This window comes from Burkholderia sp. Ac-20353 (assembly GCF_017104785.1).
Classification (GTDB): domain Bacteria; phylum Pseudomonadota; class Gammaproteobacteria; order Burkholderiales; family Burkholderiaceae; genus Burkholderia.
Window position 1 is genome coordinate 42,747 of record NZ_JAAGPL010000044.1, and the last position, 11,117, is coordinate 53,863.

The 11,117-nt window shown below is 56.7% G+C and carries 18 protein-coding genes; 14 read left to right on the forward strand and 4 right to left on the reverse strand.

Annotated elements, in window-relative coordinates; translation table 11 throughout:
• Positions 1-264 precede the first annotated feature (264 nt).
• The 6 genes from G3N94_RS15630 (at position 265) to G3N94_RS15655 (ending at position 5,873) form a co-directional block, all read left to right on the forward strand.
• The gene (locus G3N94_RS15630) at positions 265-933 is read left to right on the forward strand and encodes a hypothetical protein (protein WP_205793414.1); all 669 of its coding nucleotides are present in this window, start codon (positions 265-267) and stop codon (positions 931-933) included.
• On the forward strand, positions 930-2,438 hold the full coding sequence (locus G3N94_RS42375; RefSeq protein ID WP_241021870.1) for a hypothetical protein: 1,509 nt from the start codon (positions 930-932) through the stop codon (positions 2,436-2,438). Before G3N94_RS15630 ends, G3N94_RS42375 begins: the two co-directional genes overlap by 4 nt.
• Before the next feature lie 415 nt (positions 2,439-2,853).
• A complete protein-coding gene (locus tag G3N94_RS15640; protein ID WP_205793415.1) occupies positions 2,854-3,378 on the forward strand; it encodes a hypothetical protein in 525 nt (174 codons plus the stop codon).
• Between the two features lie 545 nt (positions 3,379-3,923).
• Positions 3,924-4,328: a helix-turn-helix domain-containing protein gene (locus tag G3N94_RS15645; RefSeq protein ID WP_205793416.1), complete on the forward strand. Its 405-nt coding sequence runs from the start codon at positions 3,924-3,926 to the stop codon at positions 4,326-4,328.
• A gap of 278 nt (positions 4,329-4,606) precedes the next feature.
• Positions 4,607-5,671: a hypothetical protein gene (locus tag G3N94_RS15650; protein WP_205793418.1), complete on the forward strand. Its 1,065-nt coding sequence runs from the start codon at positions 4,607-4,609 to the stop codon at positions 5,669-5,671.
• Between the two features lies 1 nt (position 5,672).
• Positions 5,673-5,873 (forward strand): hypothetical protein, encoded by a 201-nt coding sequence (locus G3N94_RS15655; RefSeq protein ID WP_205793419.1) that lies wholly within the window; start codon positions 5,673-5,675, stop codon positions 5,871-5,873.
• Between the two features lie 30 nt (positions 5,874-5,903).
• On the opposite strand, the gene G3N94_RS15660 is transcribed toward G3N94_RS15655, so the two are convergent.
• The 3 genes from G3N94_RS15660 to G3N94_RS15670 form a co-directional block, all read right to left on the reverse strand.
• Positions 5,904-6,092: a hypothetical protein gene (locus tag G3N94_RS15660; protein WP_205793420.1), complete on the reverse strand. Its 189-nt coding sequence runs from the start codon at positions 6,090-6,092 to the stop codon at positions 5,904-5,906.
• Positions 6,093-6,279: 187 nt separating this feature from the next.
• The gene (locus G3N94_RS15665) at positions 6,280-6,501 is read right to left on the reverse strand and encodes a hypothetical protein (protein ID WP_205793421.1); all 222 of its coding nucleotides are present in this window, start codon (positions 6,499-6,501) and stop codon (positions 6,280-6,282) included.
• A 177-nt stretch (positions 6,502-6,678) separates the two neighbouring features.
• On the reverse strand, positions 6,679-7,023 hold the full coding sequence (locus G3N94_RS15670) for an Arc family DNA-binding protein (protein ID WP_205793422.1): 345 nt from the start codon (positions 7,021-7,023) through the stop codon (positions 6,679-6,681).
• Here G3N94_RS15670 and G3N94_RS15675 point away from each other — a divergent pair.
• The 8 genes from G3N94_RS15675 to G3N94_RS15710 all read left to right on the forward strand — a co-directional run bounded on the left by G3N94_RS15675 (position 7,013) and on the right by G3N94_RS15710 (position 9,963).
• Positions 7,013-7,351, forward strand: a complete 339-nt coding sequence (locus G3N94_RS15675) for a hypothetical protein (RefSeq protein ID WP_205793423.1) — start codon at positions 7,013-7,015, stop codon at positions 7,349-7,351. The genes G3N94_RS15670 and G3N94_RS15675 overlap by 11 nt on opposite strands.
• Positions 7,352-7,417: 66 nt before the next feature.
• Positions 7,418-7,711: a hypothetical protein gene (locus G3N94_RS15680; RefSeq protein WP_205793424.1), complete on the forward strand. Its 294-nt coding sequence runs from the start codon at positions 7,418-7,420 to the stop codon at positions 7,709-7,711.
• Complete coding sequence (locus tag G3N94_RS15685; RefSeq protein ID WP_205793426.1) at positions 7,704-8,054, forward strand: hypothetical protein; 351 nt, start codon at positions 7,704-7,706, stop codon at positions 8,052-8,054. The genes G3N94_RS15680 and G3N94_RS15685 overlap by 8 nt, the downstream gene beginning before the upstream one ends.
• The gene (locus G3N94_RS15690; RefSeq protein WP_205793427.1) at positions 8,047-8,496 is read left to right on the forward strand and encodes a hypothetical protein; all 450 of its coding nucleotides are present in this window, start codon (positions 8,047-8,049) and stop codon (positions 8,494-8,496) included. Before G3N94_RS15685 ends, G3N94_RS15690 begins: the two co-directional genes overlap by 8 nt.
• Positions 8,489-8,980: a hypothetical protein gene (locus G3N94_RS15695; protein ID WP_205793428.1), complete on the forward strand. Its 492-nt coding sequence runs from the start codon at positions 8,489-8,491 to the stop codon at positions 8,978-8,980. The genes G3N94_RS15690 and G3N94_RS15695 overlap by 8 nt, the downstream gene beginning before the upstream one ends.
• Positions 8,980-9,246 carry a hypothetical protein gene (locus tag G3N94_RS15700; protein WP_205793429.1) on the forward strand — a complete coding sequence of 89 codons (267 nt, stop codon included), beginning with the start codon at positions 8,980-8,982 and terminating at the stop codon, positions 9,244-9,246. Before G3N94_RS15695 ends, G3N94_RS15700 begins: the two co-directional genes overlap by 1 nt.
• Positions 9,243-9,467, forward strand: coding sequence for a hypothetical protein (locus tag G3N94_RS15705; RefSeq protein ID WP_205793430.1), 225 nt, complete (start codon positions 9,243-9,245; stop codon positions 9,465-9,467). The genes G3N94_RS15700 and G3N94_RS15705 overlap by 4 nt, the downstream gene beginning before the upstream one ends.
• Before the next feature lie 28 nt (positions 9,468-9,495).
• A complete protein-coding gene (locus G3N94_RS15710; RefSeq protein WP_205793431.1) occupies positions 9,496-9,963 on the forward strand; it encodes a hypothetical protein in 468 nt (155 codons plus the stop codon).
• A 143-nt stretch (positions 9,964-10,106) separates the two neighbouring features.
• Here G3N94_RS15710 and G3N94_RS15715 read toward each other — a convergent pair whose 3' ends face one another.
• Positions 10,107-10,871, reverse strand: a complete 765-nt coding sequence (locus tag G3N94_RS15715; protein WP_205793432.1) for a hypothetical protein — start codon at positions 10,869-10,871, stop codon at positions 10,107-10,109.
• Positions 10,872-11,117: the final 246 nt, after the last annotated feature.

An 11,117-nucleotide genomic window follows, 5' to 3' on the forward strand; every position in this document is an offset into this window, starting at 1 on the left:
CGGACAGCAAAGGGCGAATGGAAGATGGCGAATTGTACGTGGCCGCAAAGTTCCTCGGTTAGACGGTTGCTGCCAATATCATGGCGGATTTCGCCAGTGCTCATTGGTGACAAACGGAGAATTTGGCGCATGGAGAACGTTTCCATGGCGGTGGAATGCGATATGCCTGTATTGCAGGGGTTGCAAATTTTGCTGTTTAATCGTCCGTAGCCGATTGCGTCGGTTCCTTAAATACATTTTTCTTACAAGCTACGGGGTGTGGGCATGAGTATTGTCGAGGGGTTTGAGCGCAAAGCGCTGTTTACTATCACACGGGGTGTTGCACTCGTATGCGTCACCGTGCTTCTCGCCGGAATAGTCGTGGGGGCACTCTACGGAGTTTCCGTTTGGCAGCAACAGGTCACGACAAAGGTCTCTCCACAGGAGATCGTCGACCAATTGAAACCTGCGGAACCCCCTGCGCCCGCGCCTCAATCGCCGCAGGGTGCTCGGCCGCCAGCAGATCAGACTCCGCCCGCAAGTCCGTTGCAGGGTTATCGCATTCCCTTCAATCTGCAGAACTACGCATCCGGGGACAACGCCCAGGTCATCAAGCGCCATTTGGACGATGTTCCGGAGGTCGACCGCCAAGAATATCTCGATGAGATGGGGGCTGTTGTAGCGGTAACTGACGCGAGCAAAGTCGATGCAGTTGACGCGATCAATGCTTACATGAAGACGAAAGCGGAGCGCTACACAGCGGCTGCCGCGAAGCGCGTGGAGAAATGGGAAACGTTGAAATTTGTCGGCGAAGTCGCCGTCGGTGGACTTATGCTCATTGCGCTATTCAGTCTTGTTCTCGTCCTGCTTGCAATCGAACGCAACACTCGCCCTCTCCGTCGTGAAGCGAGCCGAGTCGCGCCGCATACAGAGAGTGAGGCACTGAAAGCATGAAAGCAAGCGGCTCATATCTGATACGCGTCGCATCCACCGGCGTGTTATGTGCCAGCGCATTTGTGGTGGGTTGCGGGCAGCAGTCAGGTCAGTCAGACCAGACCACGTCGTCCAAACAGTTCCCTGGATACCAGCAGGTTGGCGGCTCCGGCGATGCTGCCCAACTTTGGTTCAACCCAACGGATATTGCTCGCGCGGGCAGCGGATACGTCATTCATGCCCTGAAGGCGTTTCAGCAAGGCTATGCGCGATTCGACGTCGTGACGAACTGCCGGGACTCAGCGCAACGACTTGCTGGCACTCAATACCGCGCGGACGGTACGGCAGATAAGGAATATCCGGGAAATGACGGACCAGTGCCAGCCAAGTCCGAACCCGGAATGAGCGAGCTCATGAGTTCCGCTTGCGCAGTCGCAATGGCCTCACGCGCTATCTCGGGAGCTTTCAACGTCCCTGCTGCATTGGAGTTGCTGTACGGTCCTTACGACGCAAACACAAAGGCCGCCACGTGGCAGGACGCGTCAATTCCATCCGAACTTCCTTGGAGAGACAACTTGGCTCTCGCTCCAGGAAAATCCTTGTTGGTGACGGGCCTGGCCGCGTTTGACCTTTCTGAAGACGGTAAGCAAAAAAAGGTTCTCGTTACAAACGCTGTCCCGGATGGTGGCGGCTGCTATGCCTGTACCGGGTTGCTTGGGATCGCGATCTTCACTCGGGATGGCGAGAAATGGAAAGTGGAGTCGAGCTCACCGTATGTTGCGTCAATGGGGGCGAATGGTTCGGTGGGCGACCATTTTGAATGGGTTCCAGCCGGTGACAAGAGCTACGCTCTCGTCGTCTATGGGCAAAGCCTACACCAAGGCTATGTTACCGCCGCCACCGACGCATTTCTCCGAGGACGTGATGGAACGTTCGTTCGACTTCTATCAGACGCTGACACAGCAGAATCAGAGCAGGAGCAGGTGTCTGTTCAAACAACGTTCTTGAAAGGCAAGAATCCGGCACATTACGATGTAAAGGTCGGCTTTTCCTATGAGATTCCGGGGCGACCTAGGTACTTCGCGAACCACGTCTACCAATTCGCGGATGGCAAGTATGTTCCGGTGCGGAAAGATGACCCGCCGAAATTTGGCCGGCCCGACGTTGCCGAATCGGGAGAAATCAAACAATCAAGTGCTTTTCCATCAACGCCAGCACAAGCTGAGTCTGGATCCCATGGTCCAGCGGTAACGCCAAGCTTTGATTGCTCAAAGGCTCGATCCGATTCCGAACATCTTATTTGCAGTGACGCACAGCTTGCGGCGGACGACGTTGAGCTTGCAGCGATATTCACTCGAGCCAAGGCCGTAGCGGTTGATCAAGCCGCATTTAAACAACGTGTCCGGCAACAGTGGAACTATCGAGAACGGAACTGCCACGATCGAGAATGTTTGATCCGCTGGTACGCAGATCAAAAAGTCGCGCTAAACGAGATCGCCCGCACCGGGCGAGTCGATTCGAACTAGCCAGCGATTTTGCGCCTATGCCGGAGGGGTACGTGGCATCATGCACTTCGCCACGATGCAACTCCGGCTTCTTGTCTAGTTTCCGGCGGCGCTGCCATACAGTTACCAACGATAACTAGAGTATTTATTCTAATTTATCACGCACAATCAATATAGATCAACTCAAATCGGAGGCGATCAATATCCGGCGCGCGAAGCGCAAATATCTTTGATATTTGCAATCATAGAAACCAATCTATAATTGATTTAAGCGATAACAACGACCATAGCTAGATCCGACAGGCACTGCTCGAGACAACGAGTAATCCCCGGGCAATCAGCGAAGGTACTAGACCAGAAAAGCCAACTCCCCTAGGTGGGGAAGTTGCGCATCAAATCTGTCCGCTTCCCTAGCGGCCTATCAAAGGAAGTCTCGATGACTAACCTGCTCCGCTCGCGTCGCCATGAAGCACGCGCAGTCAATTCTCGCAATCTCTCGTGGGCTGAATCGCACATGACAGACGTCGACGTGCTGACGGCACGTGGCATGTCCAGCTCAGCGCTCGGCGCCGATCTCGAGCGCTTGAAATATGGCTATGACCGTGGCGTGTATCACGCATGCGTCGACCAGCTCTGTGCGAAGTTCAAGCGACGCAACCGGTGCTGCGTGTCAACGAGTTTGGTTCATGCGGCACTGCACGAGTATCTGGACGACCGCTGCACAGAATGCGGTGGCAGCTCGATGATCCAAATCGACATCGACGAGTTTTCCAGCTGCGCAGACTGCAATGGCAGTGGCCTGCGGCGCTATACCGACGCCGAACGAGCTCACGCCTCCAGCGTCCGTCTCTCTGCCTGGAGTCATCACGAGCGCGACTATCTCGAACTTCTAAACGACATCGAAAACGCGGTCGGTGCACACCGCAGGGGAATGTCTGAGGCACTTTCTGAAGGCAATTGAGCCCGTCAAGGGCGAAATAGAGAACGACAACTAGCCGCATCAGGACGGCCTTTTTACGTCCGCCCCGGCAACGCGCATCCGGCGTGCGCAAATTCGCAGTTTTCGCCCCTTCGAATCTCGCAGAGCCTTATCTGCAAAGGTTTTCACGGCGCGCGCCGCGCGAAGCGACGGCGGCGCCGGAAGGCCTGATTCTCGACTCATAAATCCCGCAAAGCCTTGCCAAACAAGGCTTCGTCGGCGGCGCCCAAACCGTGCTGCACGACAGGCACAGACCTTCACCAACCCACACATCACGGCTCGCATTCGCGGGCCTTTTCATTTGTAAAGGAGCAAACGATGAGCACTCAGCGATTCTTCACTACGAAAGAGGTCGCCGAACGCATGCGAATCACGTCAAACACGGTCTACCAGCGCTGCTGCGTTCACGGTGACTTCTGGGGCGTCTTGCCGGTCAGGGGGCCAAATGGCCGGCTCCTGTGGCCCGTTGAAGCCATTCAAGCACTGCTTGATCGACACGAAGCGGGTCACAAATAGTGAGGTAAGGCATGACACCAAGAAAAACCCGAGGCTGCTCCGCCATTCCAAGGGCACCATTGATCACCGGTAGAGAGTCATCGGCAAACATCAAACGCAAAATCGAGGCTCATTTCAAGGCGCTCCGCTGCCACTGGAAACAACTCGGAATCGAGGTCGACACGACGGAAAGCGAAGCGCAACTGATCCGCCTTGGCGCGATCCTCCGCGCCCATGGTAGTCGCGGCCTCGGGTCGCTCGAAGGACGCGCCGCCGGCGGGTTCGTGCAGTTGCCCACCCGCATCTTTGAACTAAAAGAGCGAGGCTGGAAAATCGAGTCTGTACGCGAAGGTGCGTGGGGCGGCGACGGCCTGTGGCACGTCGGCACTGTTCGCTATTTCCTGATCAAAGAACCGCCAGCCGTAGTGGCTGCGTAACACCAACGCAAATTCAATTCACAGGAGATCAATAGTGATCGTCAACAGCAGGCCATGCAACACACTGCCGGCCAACGCTAGGTGCCGTGGAAAGCCGGACGCTGGCAATGCACAAAAGCCGGACACGCCCGAGACCGAGCCGTCAGTGAAAGAAGGACTATGTCCCGAGACTGGGACGAGCGAGGACGGCAAGCTTTAACCATTACATCGCTCACCCGAGTGATATAGCCGCCATTCCTTTAGTTATCCTACTTTTAAACATATATCTATTTTAAAAAATGACTCAATACGTTATAGATAACAACATCAACACGACGTTGGCGTCCGCACTTCCGTCGTCGTCCACGACGATTGTTCTTGCTAATAGCGCCAATCTGCCGACGCTCTCCGCAGGGCAAATCATGCCCATTACGCTGAACGACACAGCGACCGGGCAGCTCTATGAAATTGTCTACGTGACGGCTATCAGTGGTACATCCCTAACTGTTATCCGGGCGCAAGAGGGAACTGGCGCATTGGCGTGGAACGTTGGCGACTACGCCTATTGCGCCTTCACCGCTGGCACGACTGCGGCATCGACTGGCAATCCCAGCAACACCTTTCAAGTTGCCCCCGCCACGCAGAGCCAGCATGCGATGCAGTTGGGTCAGGCAAACGGACGCCTGCTCCGCACGACGATTTACACCAATCCGTCCGGCACGCAGCTAGTTTCCGTGAACGGCGGCACCACGACCTCAACCGGAGCAACGACCTTTAACGCCCTGGCATTGACGACTCTAGTTGATGTTGAGGTGTTGTCGGCCGGCGGTGCCGGCGGTGGTGCAGTTGCGACGGGAGCATCGACATGCTCGGCTGGCAGCGGTGGAAATTCCGGCACTTGCGGCAGGAGCATTTTCACGTCCGGCTTCAGCGGTACCGCGATCACGGTTGGCGCCGGCGGGACTGCGAATGCCGGTGCAGCGGGAAACAACGGCGGTTCCTCATCGTTTGGCGCGTTGCTGTCGTGCCCGGGAGGCGCCGGCGGTACATCGACCATTGCGGGAGCGCCTCCAATCCTGTCGGGGTCGCCAGCTGCAACGGGTTCTCCGTCGGGCACGAACGTCATCAGTGCATCCAGTAATGTCGGCTCGGTTGGATTGGGCTTCTCGTCCAGCTCCCTCATAGGTGGTAACGGTGCTGGGTCCATTTTCGGTGGTGAGGGATTAGGTGGCTTTGCATCGCCGGGGACGAGCGCTTCGGGGCCTGGAGCGGGTGGCGGTGGGTCAGTGAATACGTTCAGTCAATCCGCCAAGTCTGCTGGTGCCGGCTTCGGTGGCATCGTTATCGTTCGGGAGTACGCTTAAGATGGCGAAATACGCGAGGGTCGATTCGGGCACGGTCATGGAGATCATCGGACCGATATTTTTCGAAGACGGCACCGAGATTCCAATTGCCGAGCGCTTCACGCCAGACTTTGTCGCAACACTTGTTGACATCACAAACGCAAGCCCGTCCCCGCAGCAGGACTGGACCTACAACGGGTCCACGTTCAGTCAGCCTGCCTGACTCGAGCCGCCTTCGGGCGGCTTTTCCTTTTCACCGGCCGCCGTTCTTTTTGCCCCGCGGCTGGATATGAGCTTCCACCGAGCCGGCGATCTTTTGCACCTGCTTCTTCGTCAGTTTGCCGGGCTTTTTGAGCCCCTCACCGGCAAGGTGTTTCACCTCTTTTCCTGTCTTGGTCGGTTTGCTCGCCATGATGTGCCCCCGTTGTGGATGAATCATCATAGGTAAACATTGCCACCATCCCAAGGATTAGTGGGAGAACTTACGCGAAATTTGCGGGCGGCTGATAGGCTATATGCTGGATGAATCAGCAACTCTGGCCCGCTACGAGCTGCGGGGCGGGGGGAGTGTCCACCGGGGGGATTCTCCACGATAGGAGGTTGACATGCTGACGAGCGGCTTTTGTGAATCACGCCTCGTCGGGTGCTGTGCCTCGGATCGCTTCCACGTGTCTTTCCGCGGCGATTTTCGCTTCCTTCAGTGTTGCTTCGTAGGACCGATGCGGAGGCTCCTTGTTTTCCGTTCGGTGTTGTCCGTCGATGGTGTACGACCAGTTCCAATTACCCTGATTGTCGTCGGTCAGTTCAATGGCGATGTCCGAGCCGCTATAACGGAACGATTCTGTTGGCATGGCTATCTCCTTTAAAGTTGCCACCATCTTGGCAAAGCTGAAAATATTCTAGGTCATGCCCTTGCAAGGCAGAACCTGCTTCCGCCCTGCATCTAATGATGGCGCGGAATCTGGGTCGGGCGCGCACACCTACCCGCCATCAACCCACCAACCAAGGCCTCGGCATCGCTCGCCGGTTTAGGTCTTCTTGCGCCTCTTCTCCCGCTCGTCAAGCACCTGGCCGACCTTCTCGGCAAACAGATCTAGCGTTCGGTCGTCGATCGGGCCAGTCGCGCCCCTGTCCAGCGCGAAACTTTCCTCCAGTCGCGCCACCACCTCGGCAGTGAGCGAGCGCTTACTTTGAGCCGACGCTTGTTCTAGCCGCTCCTTGAGAGCGGACGGGATACGCAGATTGATTTGGGGTTCATCTCGAGCCATGACCAATTTTAATGCAGCACGGTGCTTGCAATCAATAAAGCACGGTGCTACATTTAAATCAACGCCGCTCAACACTGAGTTCAAGGAGATCGCGATGGAAGCCATTCTTGCCGGACAACGTAGCGCCGCCATACCTCTGGCCGACCTGCTCGGCTGTCCGATTGAGACGAGCAAGCCGACTTCTGGTGTCACAAATCTGCGCAGCAACGCTGGAGACCTCGCCCTCCTGTCGACTCGCTTCGGCACCCGCATCGTCCAGGTCAAGGGCCGCGCCGCGGATCTCTGCTACGACTGGAAGGTCGAGGTGCTGGGCTCGCCGATTTGGTGTGTCGACGCGCGCAGCGACCTGCCGGCACTCACGAATCTGGGTCTGGTCAAGGACAAACAGTTGTTCCCGCTCGAGACAGGTGTCACAGAACTGTCGCTGGCCTAAGCGCAGGATGAGCAATGCGGAGCCATGAGTTTGCCGCAGTCATGCCATTAATATTCGGAGTCCTTAATGAGTGCCATAGCAGACGATCGTCCTGAGCAAAGCGAGCAGCCACACTCTGACGACACTTCATATAGCCGCGCCGACCGTGAGGCACTGCTCGATCGCATCAAGTGCTTGCTAAACGACAAGAGTGGTGACGCTTGGGGCATCTTCAATATTCTGAGCTTCATGGCTGAGGCGGTTCCGTGCGACAAGCCGGATGGGCTGCCCGTCCAATGCACGCTGGCTGATCTCCGCAAGCGTGCCGAAGCGCTTGCTACGGACCTTGGCGACCTGCTGCATGAGGTGCGCCATGGATAAGCGCAATCCTTCCAGTGAACGAGAGTCAGACTCCGAACTGTGCAAACTCCATCGGGTGATCAACGACATCGATTCGATGTGCCAGATCCAACTTGGCCAGATCAGCGCTCTCTCCACATCGATGCTTCGCGGCATGGAGACTCAGGAGTTTTGGCGGCATCCATCCAACATCACGGAATTGGTCGGCCTTGTAATGTATCTCGCTGACGATTTGATGAACTACGTCAACGCAACGGCGGAAGCGGTTGGCTCCAACTACGTAGACGAAATTGAACGTGCACGCGAAAGTCGAGTCCTCGCGGCATTTCGCGCAGCTTCCAACGCGGAGGCTTGTCATGCATAACGACGCGAAAGAGTTTGTGGAACAACTGACCGCAGAAAGTGCCTGCAAAGAGCCGTCGTACCCCGTCGACACTGCGGGGTTGCTCAGATACTTCTGGGATCGGATGGATCCAGAAATCAAGTCTTTGCCAGATGCCGAGCTCGAATGGCTTGCGCGGGCCGCAGACGAGACGAAGATGATGGCGGGCAATCTCAGCGAGACGCTAGGCAACGTCGCAGCGCTGGTCGGCTACGAGGTGGACAACGGAGGCCTGTGCTCTGGAGGATTTCAGCCGCATGGGCTCGAGCAGTTGCTGCTCCACGCGTCCGACACGCTGAAGACTATTGAGCAAATTTCCGAAATCAGCGGCCAAGCGGAGTGGTCACTTCGAGATCGCTGGAAGCAACGCGCATTGGCGCTCGGCTTCAAACGTGCTGGCGATGAGGGGAACGGCAATGGATAAGCCGCAAACGTTGACTGCCGGCTGCAAACCCACAGCGACATTCATCGGTTATTGCGAATGGCGTCCGACGCGTTACCGTGTGAAAGACTCCACTGGCCGCAACTACGGCTTGTTCACAAGCCATGCGAAAGCGGTCATCTTCGCCGATGGCGTGTTAGCGTCGCTCGACGAGAATGAGAACGACGTGTACGTAACCATCAAGGCGGAGCGAGACGCCAATTTCTTCGTATGGGACGGGGACAACATCGGCCTTGGTGACGGTCCCGCGACTGTGATACTGCACGATGAGTTTGGGTCTCAACTGCTGCGGTCAGTGCGCCAGATCTTGGCAATGGCTTCAATGATCGACGCCCGCGGGATGACACGTATTGTCTCGGCGCTGCGCCATTTCGGCGACACCGGCGAACTACATCCAGACGATCTCGCGGCGTGGCAAGAGGTAAAGGATGATCTCCCGGTATTCACGCGTGGGGAGGTGCTGTGATGTCCAACCTCGACCTCGAGCAGGGAGACTTCGATGTCACCTATTGGCAGGTGGTCGAAGACCGTCCGAATGAATACGGTGGGAAGTTGCTGGGCGCTCCGTTGTCCGCGAAGCTCTCGAACCGCGAGGCGAGTCGAGAAGCCTTGGCTGCTATCAAAAGCACCAACCTTCAGGCCTACGTGAGCCGCGTCACCCTGTTCTTCAACGAGGATTGCCCGAACGACGTTGCGTTTCGGAAATCCCTGCTGGAGGAACTGCGATCATGAGCGCCATAGTTTATACATTTCCAGTTGCAAAGAAGGCGCCACGGCGCAATTCCGCGCCCGGGTTCTCGGCAATGCGTCACGAGTCGCTGGCAAAAATGACGGAAGCGAAGCACCAAACAGTACCAGTCGAATCGGAACAATGCCGCCAATGCCGAATCAAGCTTCGAGAACTCACTGAGCTAATCTATCTGGCAGCGAAGGTTGCCGATGAGATTGGATAACGTTGACAGGAACCTGATGGGATGAACGATGCAAGAAGAACAATTTCTCATCCGCGATCGTGCCTACGGCGTATGGCACCGGCCACGATCGATTAGTCGCTACCTCGGCCGTCGCAAGGCGCAGTCATTGACGATGGCCGATCTTGATAGCGTGCTTTTCGTCGAGTACGGATACTCGAACAAGCTTCCATTGGCCCTTGTGGAGGTCGCGCAGGATATTGGACAGGAGAAACCAACGGGAGTCATCCGAGAGCTGGCGAAGATGGCGAACCTGCCGGCGTTCGTCGCGCTCTACACGCCGGCGCGGCAGGCAAACCCTTCAAGCCCGGCCTGGCACGATATTGATGGCTTCCGCGTCAAACGAGTATGGCCGAAGCCCGAGGCGAGATGGCGCTCATTGACGCCCGATGAATGGGCCAACGCTCTAGTGCAGATCCGGGACTGGCAACTGCGCAGGTTCGCATCGCAAGCGGCGGCTAACGATGGGATCTTTTGAGGCTCCATCTGTAGCCTGCACAGCGAGCTTGCGGCTACCGCAAGCTGCCCGCGTTCGAAACGCGACCAAGGCGCGTCGACGGTGCCGTCGCCTAACCCTGAAAGCGCAAAGTCTGGCACAAGCAGATGGATTCGGTCGCCGCCTCAACCCCTATGAGCACGCATCGCTAGCTGATAAAAGGTTTCGCACGCTCGCGTTACAAGGATGTAGTAGTTGGTGCCTTTCGGGTCTCGCGGAAGGCCGCGCGGCAGCGCCGATTCCTCCAGCAATCCACAATTCACCAACTTCACGGCGAACGGCCCGACCTCGCGATAGAGGTTGAAAGTCACATCGGGCATATAGCGATCGAAGTCGTCGATATCGACTCCGGGCCCATTCATGCCGCGAGCCAAAACTGCGGCCGGATTGCCCTCACCGTCGCCCGCGGTCCATTCTGCAATTGCCTCTGCGAACGACGGAAAATTGCGCGCATACTCCATCCAAGCGAAGAAGGAATCGAGGTCGCGATCATTCATCGATTCAGCGGCTTCGAATATCTGCTCTTCCTCGTCTGTCGCCTCCCGATCTTGAAGGAGGATGCGCGCAACCAGCATGCCGATCACTTGCGGGCCAATCTCGCGGCTTGCAGACAGCGCTACCCGCCTATACGCATCGAACAGTGCACTCGTATGCTCTTCCTTTTGAGCAACCGCCTTCAGTAAATCATTGAGATCGGCAGACGCTGTTTTGACATCTAGCTCCTTGCGAACCTCGTCGACGAAAGCCGAGAGGAAACGATCAGCGCGGCGAGCGCTCCACCGAGAGACCACCCATTCTTTGAAGAAATCTCCGAAAGCGCTCTTCAACTGATCCGTTGCGAGATCCTTCACGGCTTTGAATGCCAAAGTTGCTGTGATTGGCTCGATCATGTCGCAGGCTCGAGATGGGAGATCGAGTAAAGCTACCATGAACGCTGGAGAGCGGGGGCGCGGCCGAGCCTCGTACGCAAGTAATCACGTTGGTTTTCACGGGTTGTTGTCGTTCAAATGTATGCGATCGACTAACGACGTCTACCCAGTGACGCTCTGAGAGGCCAGCATGTGTCCACCAAACGGAGGTGGACACCTATGTCAGAGCATGACTCAGAGTTGCAGGTCGTTTCGCGCAGCCGCGAC